The sequence below is a fragment of the Streptomyces flaveus genome (assembly GCF_014647675.1).
Taxonomy (GTDB): domain Bacteria; phylum Actinomycetota; class Actinomycetes; order Streptomycetales; family Streptomycetaceae; genus Streptomyces; species Streptomyces flaveus.
Window position 1 is genome coordinate 528,496 of the sequence record NZ_BMPQ01000003.1, and the last position, 15,473, is coordinate 543,968.

The following is a 15,473-nucleotide window of genomic DNA, read 5'->3' on the forward strand; positions in this document are numbered from 1 at the left end:
GATGAACCTGTGTGCCTGATCCGAGGAAGTCGCCCTCACACCCGTAGCTTCACACCCGTATTCGTGCCCACACCGGAGCATGATCCGACCCCGCCTCGTCCCGGCGCACACTCGGATCGTCGCCCACCGACGGCAGCGTGGCGACCTCCTGGGCCGGAGCCCCGGTCCCCGCACCGGTCACATGGTCGAGGAGGAGGCGGCTGACCAGTATGTGGTCGATCAGCTCAGGGCGGCCGGCGTGCACGCGGGAGAATCGTTGCTTCTCGTCCATCAGAGGGGCGATGTTCCAGAGGCGGGACGCGTCGCCCTTGTCGGGGCGTTCGAAGCCGGGGGTCTTGATCTCGGAACCCGGCGGGCCCTGGAGGATCTGGGTCGTGGCGGCGGCGACCTCGTCGTTCAGGTCGCCGAGGACGGCCACGTTCCGCTCCCTGCCCTTGCCGTCGAGGAACTGGTCGGCGAGCGCACGCAGTGTCGTGGCCTCGGCGGCCCGCCGGCAGAGGGCGTACGCGCCATAGCGCGCCCGCTCGCCCTCGTCCCGCGGCTGGAACCGTCCGCCCGGATACGTCAGCAGCTTCGACTTCAGGTGGCCCACCGCCACCGTCAGGGTCATCGCCCCCATGGCGATCTCCACCGCCAGCAGACCGCGGCCCGTACGGTCCACCGGCTCACCGTCGTCGTCACCCTGCACGGGCCGCAGTGGTGCGGGGAAGGCGTTCGTGTCGGCCCGAACCCGCAGGACGGGGCGGCTGAGGAAGCCGACCCTGATGCCGCGGCCGTCCGGATGCTCCGAGAGCGCGATGTGCCAGTCGCCGTCCAGCATGTCGGCCAGATCCCGCAGCGCTGCCGGGTCGCCGACCTCCTGCACACCGAGCAGTGTGGGGTCGAGATCCGTGATCATCGAGGCCAGGGCGGTGAGCTTCGCCTTGTACGCGGCCTCGTTCCTCGGTCCGAACCGGCCGCCGGGCCGATACAGGTTCTCCAGATTCCAGGTGCCGAGAAGCATGCCGGGCTCCTTCCGGGGAGCACTGCCGGTCGAAGGTCTCATGGGACGGTGACGTGGATCGGTGACGCCAGAGTGCGCGCCGAACCCTTGCGGCGACAGGGCGAGGACCGGATGCACGGTTCACGTCACCCGGCCGTACGACCTCGTCGTACCGTGGCGTGATGACATCGCCCGACGCGAAGAACGCCGCCGATCTCATCATCACCGGATGCACCGCCCTCGTGCACGACGATCATGAACAGATCGACTTCGTCGAGGACGCCACCATCGTCGTACGGGACGGGCTCATCGAGACCGTGACCACCGACGACCCGGATGACACCCCCGCTGACACCCCTGCGACCGAACGCATCGACGCGCACGGCCAGATCGCGATGCCCGGCCTGGTCAACTGCCATACGCACGCACCGATGGTCACCCTGCGCGGTATCGCCGAGGACCTGCCCCTCGAGGAATGGTTCAACGACGTCATCTGGCCCATCGAGTCCAACCTCACCGACAAAGACGTGGAGTTGGGCGCACGGCTCGCCTGCGCGGAGATGATCCGGGGCGGCGTCACCTGCTTCGCGGACCACTACTTCTCCATGGACACGGTCGCCGCCGTGGTGGCCGACTGCGGGATGCGCGCCAACCTCGGAGAGGCCTACTTCTCCTCGCAGGGGACCGAAGGCCGTGAGCGGTCACTGGACTTCGCGCTACGACAGCGGGGCGCAGCCGACGGCCGCATCACCACCTCGCTCGCCCCGCACGCCCCGTACACCGTCGTCGACGCCGACCTCGCCGCCACCGCCCAACTCGCCTGCGAACACGGCCTGTTGGTGCACATCCACGCCTCCGAGAACCGCGATCAGACCGACACCAGCCTGGCCCGGCACGGCCGCACGCCGATCGAGATCCTTCAGGGCGCCGGGCTCCTCGACGCCGACCTGCTCATCGCCCACGGCACGGGCATCGTGGAGCGTGACCTGCCCGTCCTCGCCGGAGCCACGGGACGGGTCGCCGTGGCCGGCGCGCCGCGCGGCTACCTCAAGTTCGCCTGGCCCACCACCACGCCGGTACGCGCCCTGCGGGAACTCGGCATCCCCGTCGGGCTCGCCACGGACGGGGCCGCCTCGAACGGTTCTCTGGACGTGTGGGACGCCATGGCCCTCACCGCGCTGGTGCAGAAGTTCACGGAGCGTGACGCGCGCTGGCTGACCTCACGGCAAGCCCTGCACCACGCGACGCTGCAGAGCGCGCGGGCGGTCGGACTCGGCGAGCAGATCGGCAGCCTCGCCCCGGGACGCAAGGCCGACATCATCCTCGTCGACCTGACCGGCCCGCACACCCAGCCCGTTCACGACCTCCCCGCCACCTTGGTCCACAGCGCCCGCTCCAGCGACGTACGCACGACGATCGTCGACGGCCGGGTCCTCATGCGCGACCGCGAGCTGTTGACGCTCGATGTGCCGGGGATCGTGGGTGAGCTGGGGGAACGGATGCCGTCGCTGCTCGACCGGAGCCATGGCAGGAAGATCCAGGAGTACGACGCCTGAGAGCGGTGGGCGTGGGGCGGGAGTGGAAGAGGCCCGATATCACTACGAGTACGAAGACTGACACGAAACGTCACGAAAGCTGAGAGATCACTCACACCGAGGCAGTAACCGAGTGTCAGCTACGTCTCAGTACGGTCACTCAGCGATCCGTTTCCCCCATGGTTGGCGTTTATTAACTCTAGGAGAACAGCGCTTCTACGGGAGCAGCGCTACATGGAGGTGCAAAGTGAACGGGCGAACAGTGCTTGGGCGCTTTCCGGCCGGTGGGCCGCGTGGTTCGTGGCCGGCGGAGGAGTTCGCGCAGGCTTGCCGCCTGGAAGGGCAGCAGGCCGAGGTCGTTATGGACCTGACCTCCGACGCCTTCCTGGTGGTCGTATCCGACACCTCCGGCGGCTGAGCGGGTACCACCGGCGGTGGGGCGGGGTGCCTACGGGGGTGGTGTGGTCGAAGGTGGTTCGCGCCTGACCAGGTCAGGCGCGAACCACCTTCGACCACACCGGCGCCGTCCCCGTAACCCGGCACAGCGCCAGATACAGCGGTATCGGCGGCGTGTACGGAAGCGTGCTGTCCGGCTTGTGGATCAGGTCCGGGAGAGGAAGCGTGGATGGGCCCGGGACCACCGCCCCCGTCGCGTAGTGCGTGGGCGAGGGCCACTCCAGGGAGACGTCGGAGTCGGAGGGGACCAGCCACCACCACTGCGAATCGTCGGCGTACACACAGCCGACGCGAGGCAGCCGGGACATCAGCAGGGGGCCGAACCGCGCGGGCATCGCCACCGCGTCGCAGCCGAGCGGCGCGCGCATGCCCTCCGGGACGGTGAGACGTCGCAGCGCCTCGGCCCCGGAGGGGGTCCGCAGTGAATGCCGCAGACGAACCAGCGTGTCCAGGTGAAGCACCCGAGGCACCCCGGCCGACGTAGCCCTCACACCCATTCAGCCAGCCCCGTCCGTTCTCGAGTTGTCGAAGCGATTCAGAACCACTCGTGCCCGGCGGAGAGCCCGTCCGTGCCGGTTCGCGAGGAGCCGGCTGGGGCCGGCCGGCTCCTCGCACTCCAGCCCAGGTCCGACCGCGGCTCGGCGCCGTTGTTCGCCGATCGCGGAAGGTCCGCCCAGACCAGCAGTCCGGGTCCGGAATCCTGGGCGCCCCAGGCACTGCACACCGCAGCGACGAGAAGCAGTCCCCTCCCGTGCTCCTCCTCGGGGCGCTGTGGCGAAGGGTGGGGTTCACCCGTCGCACACCCCTCATCGCGTACGGCTATTCGCACCCGGTCGTCGCCGTCGTGCAGTTCGCACACCACCTGGCGGCTCGCCGTGTGCACGACCGCGTTGGTGACCAGCTCGGAGACGACCAGCTCCGCCGTGTCGCAGATGTCCTCACAGACGGCCCACCCCGAAAGCCGGGCGCGCGTAAGGCGCCTGGCCTGCGCGGCGGAACCCGGATGAGCGGCCAGCTCGAAACGGAACCGGCGCTCGGCAGCCGCATCGGCGGCGCCGAGACCGAACCGGCTCCCGGCGGCATCGGCGGCGTCTGCTCTTAACGACGAAGGCGGAGTCACGCTTGCCACTATCTCCCCGCCGTGAACACTTGGCAAGAGTCACTCTGAAAATTGCAGAGTGCAGTGTTCCGTGTCGAGGGGACCATGGCACACTGCAACGCAACAGCACGTGACGCGGCGTCTGTTGGGTACCCGCCGGGTAGCCACCGGGCGCCGCCCGGGCTGTTCAGGACTATGTGGAGGTGGACGTGAGTGAGCCACGGTCCGCGCCGACGGTCGGGCAGGTCGTCCTCGGACGGCGCCTGCTGGACCTGAGGGAGCGCGCGGGGCTCAAGCGCGAGGAGGCGGCGCGCATACTGCGCGTCACGGCCGCCACCGTCCGCCGCATGGAGATGGCCGAGGTCGCCCTCAAGATCCCGTATCTCCAGCTTCTGCTGAAGGCGTACGGCGTCTCCGAGGAGGAGTCCGACGCCTTCGTCGCCCTCGCCGAGGAGGCCAACCAACCCGGCTGGTGGCAGCGGTTCCACGACATCCTGCCGGGCTGGTTCTCGATGTACGTCAGCCTGGAGGGCGCGGCCGGCCTCATCCGCTCTTACGAACCCCACTTCGTGCCCGGACTGATGCAGACCGAGGAGTACGCCCGTGGCGTCATGGAATCCGGCGCCATCGGCCAGACGAGACCCGAGGACATAGAGCGTCATGTGGCGCTGCGCATGCATCGCCAGGAGCTGCTCACGCGTGAGGACGCGCCACGGTTCTGGGTCGTGATGGACGAGACGGCCCTGCGCCGGCCCGTCAGCGGCCCCGAGGTGATGCGCGCCCAGATCGACAAGCTCCTCGAGATCACGAAACTGCCGAACGTGACCCTGCAGATAGCTCCGTTCTCCTCGGGGCCGCACGCGGGTACGTACGGGCCCTTCGTGCTCTTCCGATTCGCCGTGCCCGAACTTCCGGACATGGTCTACAGCGAGTACCTGACCGGCGCCGTCTACCTGGACGCGCGTGCCGAGGTGTCCACCTATCTCGAGGTCATGGACCGCATGGCGGCGCAGGCCGCCACAGCACATCGCACGAACGAGATCCTCCTGGATCTCCGCAAGGAGCTGTGAATGAATCGCATCAAGGCCCGGGTTCACAACGGGCGGATCTACAACGGCATGCCCGCACGGGAGCTGGGCAGCGAAGGCTGGCACAAGCCCTGGAGCGGCGGCAACGGCGGCAACTGCCTGGAGGCGATGAAACTCGCCGACGGCCGTATCGCGGTCCGTCAGTCCGCGGATCCGGACGGACCCGCCCTCATCTACACCCCCGGCGAGATGACCGCGTTCATTCAGGGCGCCAAGGCGGGGGAGGCGGACTTCCTGCTGTCTTGAGGCTCTTGTTCATCAACTCCCTTGCCGGCTGTCCCTTTGTTCGTTGTTCAGAGTGTTTCCCTATCTTGGAATTCACTGGATCTGCTCACTTTTCGGCCAATCGTCCGGGCGGCAACGCCGCGCACAACGCGTCCAGCGCGGCCCCGTACGCATGCTCCGGAGGCGTCGCATAGCCGACGACCAGGCCGTCCGGTCCGTCCGGCGCGGAAGTGGGCGCTTCCGGGTGCCGGAAAACGTCGAGCCCGTCCAGGGCCAGCCCCTGCCAGTGGGCGGCCCTGACGGCGGCCTCTTCGCTGCCGGGCGGCAGCCGTAGCACCGCGTGCAGCCCGGCCGCGATCCCGGTGACCTCGATGTGCGGTGCGTGCGCGGCCAGCGCGACGACGAGACGGTTCCGTCGCGTCCGGTACCGCTGCCGCATGCGCCGCACATGACGGTCGTACGACCCGGAGACGATGAAGTCCGCGAGCGTCAGCTGATCGAGGACACTCGCCCACGCCTCACGCTCACCCTTCGCCTCCAGTACGGCATCGACGTACCGCTCCGGAAGGACCATCCAGCCCAGCCGCAGCGCGGGCGACAGGCTCTTGCTGACCGAGCCGATGTGGATGACCCGCTCCGGGTCCAGACCCTGCACGGCGCCCACGGGCTTGCGGTCGTAGCGGAACTCCCCGTCGTAGTCGTCCTCCAGAATCACCCCGCCACGCGCGCGTGCCCAGTCGATCACGGCGGCGCGGCGCGAGGGATGCAGGGGCCCGCCGGTCGGGAACTGGTGCGCCGGTGTGAGCAGTACAGCCCGCTCCCTGCCCAACTTCTCGTTGCCCAACTTCTCGACTTGGGCGCCGTGTTCGTCGAGGGGCAACGGGAGCGTCCGTACGCCTGCCGCTGCCAGCAACTCGCGGTGGAAGGGCAGCCCGTACGCCTCAACGGCCAGCGGGCCCTGGAGCACCCCGCCTCCGGAGCCACCGAAGAGGAGCCGCAGCGCGTGTGCGAAACCGGAGCAGATCACGATCCGGCCCGGCTCGGTGCGTACGCCACGCGCGCGTGCCAGGTACTCCGTGAGCGCCTCCCGTAGTTCGCGACGGCCGGCTGGGTCTCCCGGTCCGAACGCCTCGTTGGGCGCCTGCTGCAAGGCCCGCCGGTACGAGGCGAGCCAGGCCGTGCGCGGGAACGCCGACACGTCCGGGGTGCCCTGCCGCAAGTCGTGTCGTGGTCCATGCGCGCGTGGAGGTGCCTTTTTGGGTACGCGCGCGTGGGTGCCCAACGGTTCGGCGCGCTCGGCAACTTGGGTGCCCGAGCCCTGGCGCGCGGTCAGCCAGCCCTCGGCGACGAGTTCGGCGTACGCGTCGGCGACCGTGTTGCGGGCCACGCCGAGATCGGCGGCCAGCGAGCGGTACGGGGGGAGGCGGGTGCCTGGGGCGAGACGGCCACTCCGTACGGCCTCGCGCAGGGCGTGGATGAGGGCGGCGCGACGGCCGCCCTGGCCCGACAGTTCCAGGTGCAGGTCGGCGCCGATGCGCTCCGCCGAATTGACCCATGATTCCGCCATGGAAATGAACTCTACAGAGGGTCTTTCCGAGCCGTAGTTTCGTAGTCATGACGACGAACACGACGAACGAGGCAGACATGGTGAACGCGGCGAACACGGTGAGTGCAACGAAGGTGGCGAACGGGGTCACGGTGGCCGAAAACGTTCGCCTCAACTTCGCGAAGTCCGCCCGGAAAGCCTTTCGCGCCCTCATCGGCTTCGACGCCGCCGCCCGCGAGGGGCTCGACCCGGCCCTCGTCGAGCTGATCCAGATCCGCGCCTCGCACCTCAACCACTGCGCGTACTGCCTCCACATGCACACCAACGACGCGCGCAAGGCGGGCGAGAGTGAGGACCGACTGCACATGGTCGCGGTGTGGCGCGAGGCCCGCCACTTCTTCACGGAGCGGGAACAGGCGGCGCTCGCCCTGACGGAGGCGGTGACACTGGTGGCCGACCGCGGCGTCCCGGACGACGTCTATGCGCAGGCCGCCGCCCAGTTCGACGAGCAGGAACTTGCCCAGGTCCTGGCGCTGATCTTCGCGATCAACACATGGAACCGGATCGCGCTGTCGACGGGGAAGGTGGCGGGCACGGACGAGCGCTGACCTCGGTGTTCCTGTCCCTGGTGTGCCTGGCGTCTCACGCCGTCATCGGCCGGTCGTACGGCCCTATCGGCGCCGGAAGCCGTGAGCTCCCCGTCAGTTGGCGGTCGACCGCCGCTGCCACCGCTCGGCCCTCGGCGATGGCCCACACGATCAGGGACTGGCCGCGCGCGGCGTCCCCGGCGGCGTACACGCCGGGGACGTTGGTCGCGAAGTCGGCGTCGCGGGTGATCGTGCCGCGGGGGTCGAGGCCGAGGCCGAGCTGGTCTACGAGGCCGTCGGAGCGGTCGGGGCCCGAGAAGCCGAGGGCGAGCAGGACGAGGTCGGCGGGGAGTCGGCGTCCGGTGCCGGGGACGGGTCGGCGCTCGGCGTCGACCTCGACCAGGTGCAGCGCGCGTACGTGCCCGCTCGCATCGCCGGTGAAGCGGAGCGTGGACGCTGCGAAGAGCCGTGCGTCGGCGTCCGCCGAGGGCGCCGTCCGCAGCTCGCGGGCCTCCTCGTGCGCGGCCGACAGCCGGTAGATCTTCGGGTACGTCGGCCATGGCTCGGCGTCCTCGTCGCGTTCCGTGCCCGGCTGCGTATAGATGTCGAGCTGGGTCACGGACGCGGCGCCCTCGCGTATCGCCGTGCCCAGGCAGTCGGCGCCCGTGTCACCGCCGCCGACGATCACGACATGCTTCCCGGCCGCGGACAGTGGAGAGGCCTCCATGTCCCCCTCGCGAACCCGGTTGGCCAACGGCAGATACTCCATCGCCTGGTGTATGCCGTCCAACTCCCGCCCCGGCACGGGAAGTTCACGCCAGGCCGTGGCGCCCACGGCGAGCACGACGGCGTCGTAACGGGCCCGTAGCCCGGCGGCATCGATGTCCCGGCCGACGGCCGTCGACGTACGGAACTTGGTTCCCTCCGCCCGCATCTGCTCGAGCCGCCGCTCCAGATGCCGCTTCTCCATCTTGAACTCGGGTATCCCGTATCGCATCAGCCCGCCGAGCCGGTCGTCCCGCTCGTACACGGCGACGGTGTGCCCGGCCCGCGTCAACTGCTGTGCCGCGGCAAGGCCGGTGGGCCCCGAGCCGACCACCGCGACCGTACGCCCGGAGAGCCGGTCCGGCGGTCGTGGCGGCGCGAAGCCCTCCTCCCAGGCCCGGTCGGCGATGGCGACCTCGACGTTCTTGATGGTGACCGCGGGCTGGTTGATCGCCAGCACGCAGCCCGCCTCGCAGGGCGCGGGGCACAACCGCCCGGTGAACTCGGGGAAGTTGTTCGTGGCGTGCAGTCGGTCGCTCGCCGCGCGCCAGTCGTCGCGCGAGACCAGGTCGTTCCAGTCGGGGATCAGATTGCCCAGCGGACAGGCCTCGTGGCAGAAGGGAATGCCGCAGTCCATACAGCGGTCGGCCTGCGTGCGGATGATGGGCAGCAGCGCGCCGGGGACGTACATCTCGTCCCAGTCACGGACCCGCTCCTCGACAGGGCGGCGCGGCCAGTCCTCGCGGGAGGCGTTGAGGAAACCCTTGGGATCGGCCATGGCCGTCTTCCCTTACATACGCGAACGGGACCCGTACGGCATCCGGTCTCCGGGCCGGGGCGGCGGGCCGGGGGCGGACGCGTAGGGCCTTGCGGCAGACTCTTTCCGCCACGATACGTCGCCCGCGGCGCGCACGCCTCAAGGTGCGCGCCGGCGCATGCGCCTCTGCCTCAGCGCCTCAGGCGAGTGCGAGCACGTACGAGATCGCCGCGGCGGCGGACGCGGCCGTGCGGACGTGGTTCCACGTCGTCCACTCGCTCACGTACGAGGACCAGTACGCGGCGGCCTCCCGGGTGCCGGGGTCCATCGTGGCCAGCTTCTCGTTGCGCGGGACGTTCGCGACCATCGTGACTCCGAAGCAGCCGAACAGATACAGCGCGCTGCCGAGCAGCAGCTCCACCGTGCCCTCGTCGGGCCACAGTACGAACGTGACCACCGCGAGCACCGCGCACAGCACGGCCGACCCGACGAACGCGATCATGAAAGCCGGCGCCAACACCGTCACATTGATCGACTTCATCGCGGCCACGCCCTGCGCCGGCGGCAGCGCGGCAAGTCCCCTCATGACGAAGGTCGAGAACCCGAAGAAGACTCCGGCAACCAACCCCGTACCGAGCACACCCAGCACCGTCAGCACGAAGTACGGTCCATCGATCATGGCAACTCCCGCATGTTGAAAGATCCTGCCTGGCGCTCCCTGTCACCACAAGTGAAGTCCGGTACGACCAGGGTCACCATGGGTGAGAGGCTCGGGGGCATACGCGAGCCGCTCGGCTTGGGGCTCGGGGCGGTGTCCATTCGTCCGCGCGGCATCATGGCCCTGTGCGACTCGAAGCGATCACTTGGGAACGGCTCGGCGACCTCCTCGCCGAGCGGTTCCTCGACCTGAAACCGGACGACGGCAGCCCCTGGCCGCGTATCGCCTTCGACGGAGCACCGGCCGCCCACCCCGGCGAGCTCGCCGAACGCGTGGCCGAAGCGCTGCGCCTGCGCGGCCGGTCCGCCCTCGTCGTCGGCACGGAGGGCTTCCTGCGCCCCGCGTCGCTCCGGTTCGAGCACGGTCATCAGGACGTGGAGGCGTACTACGACGGCTGGTTCGACACGGGCGCCCTGTGGCGCGAGGTCTTCGGCCCGCTGGACCCCGGCGGTGACGGCCGCGTCCTGCCCGACCTCTGGGACCCGGCCGCCGACCGCGCCACCCGCAGCCCCTACGTCCAACTACCGCCCGGCGCCCTGCTGTTGCTGCATGGTCCGCTGCTTCTACGCCACTGGTTCCCGTTCGACTTCACCGTCCATGTACGCCTCTCCCCGGGCGCCCTGCGCCGACGCACCCCTGAAAGCGAGCACTGGACGCTTCCCGCGTACGAGCGTTACGAGAGCGAGGTGGCCCCGGGCGACACAGCCGACATCCTGGTACGCGCGGACGACCCGCGTCGCCCGGCATGGAACGGCTGACCCTGACTTCGGCGAGCGGTTCCGGACCACTTGTGCAAGGACCGGGCCGTCGGAATCCGGGCACTTGCGGGTGCGTATCGTCTCCCGCCCGACGAGAATGTAGGGCGCCGGGACTAGGGCGCCGCTGATGGATCTCCGCGGCGTCGCGGCGCCCAGCACGCACGCTCGCCGCACGGCGCGAAGGGACAGGTGGCTCCGCCACATGACCCTTCACACCGCACGCCGATCGCACGCACCGGACGTCGCTCCTTCTTCCACGGAGATCCATCAGCGGCGCCCTAGCGGTGCGTCCCCGCGCCGCGCCGGCCCGCCGGCATCGGGAGGTACTTCATGACCACTGCCGGAGACATCATGCACCGCGGTGCCCAGTGGATCCCCGCCCACGAGACCCTGGACCGCGCCGCCCAGCTGATGCGCGAGCTCAATGTGGGCGCGCTGCCCATCAGCGACAAGAACGAACGGCTCTGCGGCATCCTCACGGACCGCGACATCGTGGTCGGCTGTGTGGCCATGGGCCACGACCCGGCACGCGTCACCGCGGGCGAGATGGCCAAGGGCACACCGCGCTGGATCGACGCGAACGCCGATGTCAGCGAAGTGCTCGGCGAAATGCAGGGGCACCAGATCCGCCGCCTTCCTGTCATCGAGAACAAGCGTCTGGTCGGAATGATCAGCGAGGCCGATCTGGCCGCGCATCTGACGGATGACCAGCTCGCGCACTGGGCCGAGAGCGTCTACGCGAGGACCGCCACACGCTGACGCCGGGATCCCGTCGCCACCGGGAACGCGCTCTCGTCCGGCCGGCCGTGTCGGACGAGGTGCGTCACGGTCGGTGTCACAGCCAGCCGTTGCGCTTGAAGCCCCGGTACAGGACGAAGCAGGCAGTGGCGATCACACCGAGCGTCATGGGGTAACCCAACTTCCAGTGCAGCTCCGGCATGTGCTCGAAGTTCATGCCGTAGACACCGCAGACCATCGTCGGCACGGCGATCAGCGCCGCCCATGCCGTGATCTTCCGCATGTCCTCGTTCTGCGCGACGCTGACCTGCGCGAGATGCGCCTGCAGAATCGAGTTGAGCAGCTCGTCGAACGCGGCTATCTGCTCGGTCGCCCGCAGCAGATGGTCGGAGACGTCCCGGAAGTACGCCTGTATCTCCGGATCGACCACCCGTATCGGCCGGGTGGCGAGATCCATGAGCGGGCGGTTCAGGGGCGCCACCGCCCGCTTCAGCTCGAGGAGTTCACGCTTGAGCTGGTAGATGCGCCCGGGGTCGGCCCGCGCGCCGTTCGCCGAGAAGACATCCGTCTCGACCTGGTCGATGTCCGCCTGCACCGAGTCGGTGACGTTCAGATAGTCGTCGACCACATGGTCCGCGATCGCGTGCAGCACCGCGGCCGGTCCCTTGGCGAGCTGCTGGGGATCGGCCTCCAGTTCCTCGCGCAGCGGGCCGAGCGAACCGTGTCGGCCGTGCCGCACGGTGATCACGAAGTGGTGACCGACGAACACCATGATCTCGCCTGTGTTCACCACCTCGCTGGTCGCGGTCAGTTCGGTGTGTTCGACGTAGCAGACCGTCTTGAACACCGCGAACAGCGTCTCGCCGTACCGCTCCAGCTTCGGGCGCTGATGGGCGTCCACCGCGTCCTCGACCGCCAGCGGGTGCAGGTCGAAGAGTTCGGCGATGCCCGCGAACTCCGCCTCCGTCGGCTCGTGCAGCCCGAGCCAGACGAAGCCGTCGCCGGCCTTGCTGATCTGCTCCACCGTCTCGACGAGATCGCGACCGCCGGGCACTCTCGTCCCGTCCTCGTACGCCACGCAGTTCACCACCGCGGAGCCCAGCGGGGACCGGGCCGGGTGACTCAGGTCCACACGGGGACGCCGCCGTGCCAACCGCGCCACCCTGCGAAGGCCGCCGCCCCTGCCCAGGCCCGTGACCTTCCGCAGATTCCCTGCCATCGACATCTGGAATCTCCTCGCGTGGATCTCCTTGCGCCGCACTCTGCGCCTTGCCGCGGCCAGTCTGCCAGGCTGCTTCGACGGCGGGGGAAGCCTGTGGGAACGGAACATTCCGCTCCGGGAGTTCCGGCATGTCGCCGAAGGAAGCATCACCCATCGCGGATACGTCGGACAATTGGGATGATTGCCGCATGACGCGAACCGACGGGTATCTCCTCGACAACCGGCAGACCGAGGCGGGGCAGCGCTTCGACGCCCTCGCCGCACTCTTCGACTCCACGACGTTCCGCCACATCGAGCAGTTCGGCATCGGATCCGGCTGGCGCTGCTGGGAGGTCGGCGCGGGCGGCATATCCGTGGTGTCCTGGCTGGCCAAGAAGGTCGGCCCCACCGGACGGGTCGTCGCGACCGACATCGACACCTCGTGGGCGGCCTCGGCCACCCGGCCGCCGATCGAGGTGCACGTGCACGACGTGGGCGCGGACGAGCCGCCGGGCGACGGCTTCGATCTCGTGCACGCCCGGCTCGTACTGTCCCATGTACCGGACAGGGAACGGGCGTTGCGGTCAATGATCAAGGCCCTGCGGCCGGGCGGACGGCTCCTGGTCGAGGACGCCGATCCCGCACTGCAACCCCTGCTCTGGCCCGACGAGCGCGGCACCCAGCAGCAGCTGGCCAACCGGCTGCGCCACGCCTTCCGCCAGCTGCTCGCCGAGCGCGGCGCCGACCTCGCGTACGGTCGTCGGCTCCCGCGACTGCTCCGCGAGGCCGGACTGCGACAGGTGGAGGCCGACGCGTACTTCCCCATCACCTCGCCCGCCTGCGCCGCCCTGGAATCGGCGACGATCCGCCAGGTCCGCGCCCAGCTCGTCGCGGCGGGCCAAGTCACGGACCAGGACATCGACCGCCACCTGGCGAACGTGACGGCGAGCGCCATGGACCTGGCCACGGCACCGCTGATCTCGGCGTGGGGGCGCAAGGCGTAACCCCGGGGCGGGAGTTGGCGGGAGCGGCCGCCATATGTCCCTATGAGGTCTCCCGATGAGGCCTCCCGCCCACCCGCTCCACCGCAAGCGCCCCCGCCCGGCACCCCTCCGCCGCCGCTTCCCCGGGCCGGCTGCCCGAGAGCAGGGCGGCCAGGAAAGCGCCGGTGAAAGCGTCCCCTGCTCCCGTTGTGTCCACGGGAGCCGCGGGCGTCGCCGGGACGAGATCCCGTACGGTGCCCGACTCGGCCACCAGAGCCCCGGCGCCGCCCTGCTTGACCACCACCAGCGGGGCGTGGCGGCTCAACTTGGCCGCCGCGTCCGCCGGATCGGGCAGCCCGGTGAGCAGGCAGGCCTCGTCCCGGCTCGGCAGCAGTACGTCGATCCCCTCGGCGAGCGCGAGGAAACGATCCACGCCCAGCTCCGTGAGGAACCCCGCCGAGGCGGGATCCACACTCACCGGCACGCCACGCGCGCGTGCCGACTCCAATGCCACCGCCACCAGCGCCCGGCACGACTCGGAGAAGAACAGGTAGCCCGACAGGTGCAGCCACGCGACACCGTCGAGCAGCGACGGCGACCAGTCGCCGGGGTCGAGACGCAGGGCGGCGCCGCTGTCCGTGAGGAACGTACGCTCCGCCGAGGCGCCTGTGTCCACCAGGCAGATCACCGTGCCTGTCGGCGCCGCGGGATCTACGACCAGGTGAGGACGCACCCCTGAAGCGGTCAGCTCCCGTTCGTGCCACGCGGCGGCGTCGGCGCCCACCCGGCCGAGGAGCCGCACCTGAGCACAGCCCCAATGGGCCGCCCAGCATGCGACATTGGCGCCCGCGCCGCCCGGCACGGTCCGGACGGCGGCGGCCGTATCGGTGCCGGAGGCGAGCGGTCCGCGGTACTGGGCGACGACGTCCGTGACGACGTCGCCGACGACAAGAAGGGCTCCGTCGCGATGGTCACGACGATACGGGCTCGTCGCGTCCCAGCCCGGCTCCCTCATACTCCCGTCGGCCCCGATCACGGGTTCGCCCGCCCCGGTCACGCCCCTGCCCAGGCCGCCGCGATCCGCCCCGCGAGCCGTACGTTGCCGCGTACGGCCGCCAGATTGGCGCTCAGCGACGCCCCGTCCGTGTGCCGGACCAGATAGTCGAGCAGGAACGGCGTGACCGCCTGGCCTGTCACGCCCTCCGCCTCACACGCCTGCAGAGCGTCGGCCAGCACGCGCGCGTGGAGCTCGGGATCGAGCTGCTCCGCCTCGCGCACGGGATTCGCGACGATCAGGGCCGACTCGGGCCCGTCGAGCGTGTCCTGTGCGCGCATGACGGCCGCGACCTCGGCAGGTGACTGAAGCGTCCAGTCCACCGGATGCCCCGAGTCGGACAGATAGAAGCCGGGAAAGCGCACCGTCGCGTACCCGGCGACCGCGACGCCCAGTGTCTCCAGGCGCTGCAGGGTCGCCGGCACGTCCAGGATGGACTTCACGCCCGCGCACACCACCGTGATCCGGGTACGTGCCAGAAGCCCCAGGTCGGCGGACTCGTCCTGGGTGACCGTCCACTCCCGGTGCACGCCACCGAGCCCACCCGTCGCGAACACCCGGACGCCTGCCCGCGCGGCCAGCAATGCCGTCGCGGACACCGTGGTCGCCCCGCTCGCTCCCGTGGCGACGGCGAGCGGCAGATCGCGATGGCCGAGCTTGCGGATGCCGTTCTCGTTCGCGACCCGCTCCAACTGCTCCTTGTCGAGGCCCACATGGGGCTGTCCGTCCAGGACGGCGATCGTCGCGGGAACGGCCCCCTCCTGGCGTACGGCCTCCTCCAGCTCCAGCGCCACCTGGAGATTGCGTGGGCGCGGCAGCCCATGGGCGATGATCGTGGACTCCAGGGCCACCACCGGCCGGTGCGCGGCGAGCGCCTCCCGTACCTCTTCGGACACCACCAGCACGCGCGTGCCTCCTGTCTGTCGGCTCTCCCCATCATTCCTGGCGGGCGGCACGTGTGGCCAAACCCTTGCGGCGGCC

The 15,473-nt window shown here is 69.9% G+C and carries 17 protein-coding genes; 8 read left to right on the forward strand and 9 right to left on the reverse strand.

The genetic code is table 11. The annotated features are described in order from the left end of the window. Nucleotides 1-49: 49 nt before the first annotated feature. Nucleotides 50-1,003: an endonuclease/exonuclease/phosphatase family protein gene (locus tag IEZ21_RS09115; protein WP_189321336.1), complete on the reverse strand. Its 954-nt coding sequence runs from the start codon at nucleotides 1,001-1,003 to the stop codon at nucleotides 50-52. 161 nt (nucleotides 1,004-1,164) lie between these two features. Here IEZ21_RS09115 and IEZ21_RS09120 point away from each other — a divergent pair, with 161 nt between their 5' ends. Further along, nucleotides 1,165-2,538 carry an amidohydrolase gene (locus IEZ21_RS09120; protein ID WP_189321337.1) on the forward strand — a complete coding sequence of 458 codons (1,374 nt, stop codon included), beginning with the start codon at nucleotides 1,165-1,167 and terminating at the stop codon, nucleotides 2,536-2,538. A 226-nt stretch (nucleotides 2,539-2,764) separates the two neighbouring features. Beyond that, complete coding sequence (locus IEZ21_RS09125) at nucleotides 2,765-2,935, forward strand: DUF8839 family protein (protein WP_106972262.1); 171 nt, start codon at nucleotides 2,765-2,767, stop codon at nucleotides 2,933-2,935. Nucleotides 2,936-3,008: 73 nt separating this feature from the next. On the opposite strand, the gene IEZ21_RS09130 is transcribed toward IEZ21_RS09125, so the two are convergent. Both IEZ21_RS09130 and IEZ21_RS09135 read right to left on the reverse strand, forming a co-directional pair. Beyond that, nucleotides 3,009-3,470 (reverse strand): hypothetical protein, encoded by a 462-nt coding sequence (locus tag IEZ21_RS09130; protein ID WP_189321338.1) that lies wholly within the window; start codon nucleotides 3,468-3,470, stop codon nucleotides 3,009-3,011. Between the two features lie 38 nt (nucleotides 3,471-3,508). Then, a complete protein-coding gene (locus tag IEZ21_RS09135) occupies nucleotides 3,509-4,102 on the reverse strand; it encodes an ATP-binding protein (RefSeq protein WP_189321339.1) in 594 nt (197 codons plus the stop codon). 179 nt (nucleotides 4,103-4,281) lie between these two features. Between IEZ21_RS09135 and IEZ21_RS09140 the strand changes: the two genes are divergently transcribed. Together IEZ21_RS09140 and IEZ21_RS09145 are read left to right on the forward strand one after the other, a co-directional pair. Beyond that, the gene (locus tag IEZ21_RS09140) at nucleotides 4,282-5,142 is read left to right on the forward strand and encodes a Sco1979 family transcriptional regulator (RefSeq protein WP_189321340.1); all 861 of its coding nucleotides are present in this window, start codon (nucleotides 4,282-4,284) and stop codon (nucleotides 5,140-5,142) included. Continuing rightward, nucleotides 5,143-5,406, forward strand: coding sequence for a DUF397 domain-containing protein (locus tag IEZ21_RS09145; protein WP_189321341.1), 264 nt, complete (start codon nucleotides 5,143-5,145; stop codon nucleotides 5,404-5,406). A gap of 85 nt (nucleotides 5,407-5,491) precedes the next feature. Here IEZ21_RS09145 and pdxR read toward each other — a convergent pair whose 3' ends face one another. Beyond that, on the reverse strand, nucleotides 5,492-6,952 hold the full coding sequence (gene pdxR / locus IEZ21_RS09150; protein ID WP_189321342.1) for a MocR-like pyridoxine biosynthesis transcription factor PdxR: 1,461 nt from the start codon (nucleotides 6,950-6,952) through the stop codon (nucleotides 5,492-5,494). Nucleotides 6,953-6,999: 47 nt separating this feature from the next. Between pdxR and IEZ21_RS09155 the strand changes: the two genes are divergently transcribed. Further along, nucleotides 7,000-7,539, forward strand: a complete 540-nt coding sequence (locus IEZ21_RS09155; RefSeq protein ID WP_246567435.1) for a carboxymuconolactone decarboxylase family protein — start codon at nucleotides 7,000-7,002, stop codon at nucleotides 7,537-7,539. A 34-nt stretch (nucleotides 7,540-7,573) separates the two neighbouring features. Here the strand turns inward: IEZ21_RS09155 and IEZ21_RS09160 are convergent, their stop codons facing one another. Together IEZ21_RS09160 and IEZ21_RS09165 are read right to left on the reverse strand one after the other, a co-directional pair. Further along, complete coding sequence (locus IEZ21_RS09160; RefSeq protein WP_189321343.1) at nucleotides 7,574-9,061, reverse strand: glutamate synthase subunit beta; 1,488 nt, start codon at nucleotides 9,059-9,061, stop codon at nucleotides 7,574-7,576. Between the two features lie 178 nt (nucleotides 9,062-9,239). Further along, entirely contained in the window at nucleotides 9,240-9,719 is a 480-nt protein-coding gene (locus IEZ21_RS09165; RefSeq protein WP_189321344.1) for an anthrone oxygenase family protein, read from the reverse strand. A 164-nt stretch (nucleotides 9,720-9,883) separates the two neighbouring features. Here IEZ21_RS09165 and IEZ21_RS09170 point away from each other — a divergent pair, with 164 nt between their 5' ends. Beyond that, a complete protein-coding gene (locus IEZ21_RS09170) occupies nucleotides 9,884-10,516 on the forward strand; it encodes a nucleoside/nucleotide kinase family protein (RefSeq protein ID WP_189321345.1) in 633 nt (210 codons plus the stop codon). A gap of 330 nt (nucleotides 10,517-10,846) precedes the next feature. After that, nucleotides 10,847-11,275 carry a CBS domain-containing protein gene (locus IEZ21_RS09175; RefSeq protein WP_033317950.1) on the forward strand — a complete coding sequence of 143 codons (429 nt, stop codon included), beginning with the start codon at nucleotides 10,847-10,849 and terminating at the stop codon, nucleotides 11,273-11,275. A gap of 76 nt (nucleotides 11,276-11,351) precedes the next feature. Here IEZ21_RS09175 and IEZ21_RS09180 read toward each other — a convergent pair whose 3' ends face one another. Beyond that, the gene (locus tag IEZ21_RS09180) at nucleotides 11,352-12,479 is read right to left on the reverse strand and encodes a magnesium and cobalt transport protein CorA (protein ID WP_189321346.1); all 1,128 of its coding nucleotides are present in this window, start codon (nucleotides 12,477-12,479) and stop codon (nucleotides 11,352-11,354) included. Nucleotides 12,480-12,664: 185 nt separating this feature from the next. On the opposite strand from IEZ21_RS09180, the gene IEZ21_RS09185 reads away from it, so the two are divergent. Next, nucleotides 12,665-13,459, forward strand: a complete 795-nt coding sequence (locus IEZ21_RS09185; protein WP_189321347.1) for a methyltransferase domain-containing protein — start codon at nucleotides 12,665-12,667, stop codon at nucleotides 13,457-13,459. Between the two features lie 40 nt (nucleotides 13,460-13,499). On the opposite strand, the gene IEZ21_RS09190 is transcribed toward IEZ21_RS09185, so the two are convergent. Further along, a complete protein-coding gene (locus IEZ21_RS09190) occupies nucleotides 13,500-14,453 on the reverse strand; it encodes a carbohydrate kinase family protein (protein WP_189321348.1) in 954 nt (317 codons plus the stop codon). 38 nt (nucleotides 14,454-14,491) lie between these two features. Further along, entirely contained in the window at nucleotides 14,492-15,397 is a 906-nt protein-coding gene (locus IEZ21_RS09195) for a pseudouridine-5'-phosphate glycosidase (protein ID WP_189321349.1), read from the reverse strand. Nucleotides 15,398-15,473 lie beyond the last annotated feature (76 nt).

Bases quoted from the DNA above. Each gene is read 5' to 3' on its own strand.
- IEZ21_RS09115 (WP_189321336.1), bottom strand. From the start codon at position 1,003: ATGCTTCTCGGCACCTGGAATCTGGAGAACCTGTATCGGCCCGGCGGC.
- IEZ21_RS09120 (WP_189321337.1), top strand. From the start codon at position 1,165: ATGACATCGCCCGACGCGAAGAACGCCGCCGATCTCATCATCACCGGA.
- IEZ21_RS09130 (WP_189321338.1), bottom strand. From the start codon at position 3,470: ATGGGTGTGAGGGCTACGTCGGCCGGGGTGCCTCGGGTGCTTCACCTG.
- IEZ21_RS09145 (WP_189321341.1), top strand. From the start codon at position 5,143: ATGAATCGCATCAAGGCCCGGGTTCACAACGGGCGGATCTACAACGGC.
- pdxR (WP_189321342.1), bottom strand. From the start codon at position 6,952: ATGGCGGAATCATGGGTCAATTCGGCGGAGCGCATCGGCGCCGACCTG.
- IEZ21_RS09155 (WP_246567435.1), top strand. From the start codon at position 7,000: ATGACGACGAACACGACGAACGAGGCAGACATGGTGAACGCGGCGAAC.
- IEZ21_RS09160 (WP_189321343.1), bottom strand. From the start codon at position 9,061: ATGGCCGATCCCAAGGGTTTCCTCAACGCCTCCCGCGAGGACTGGCCG.
- IEZ21_RS09165 (WP_189321344.1), bottom strand. From the start codon at position 9,719: ATGATCGATGGACCGTACTTCGTGCTGACGGTGCTGGGTGTGCTCGGT.
- IEZ21_RS09175 (WP_033317950.1), top strand. From the start codon at position 10,847: ATGACCACTGCCGGAGACATCATGCACCGCGGTGCCCAGTGGATCCCC.
- IEZ21_RS09180 (WP_189321346.1), bottom strand. From the start codon at position 12,479: ATGTCGATGGCAGGGAATCTGCGGAAGGTCACGGGCCTGGGCAGGGGC.
- IEZ21_RS09185 (WP_189321347.1), top strand. From the start codon at position 12,665: ATGACGCGAACCGACGGGTATCTCCTCGACAACCGGCAGACCGAGGCG.
- IEZ21_RS09190 (WP_189321348.1), bottom strand. From the start codon at position 14,453: ATGAGGGAGCCGGGCTGGGACGCGACGAGCCCGTATCGTCGTGACCAT.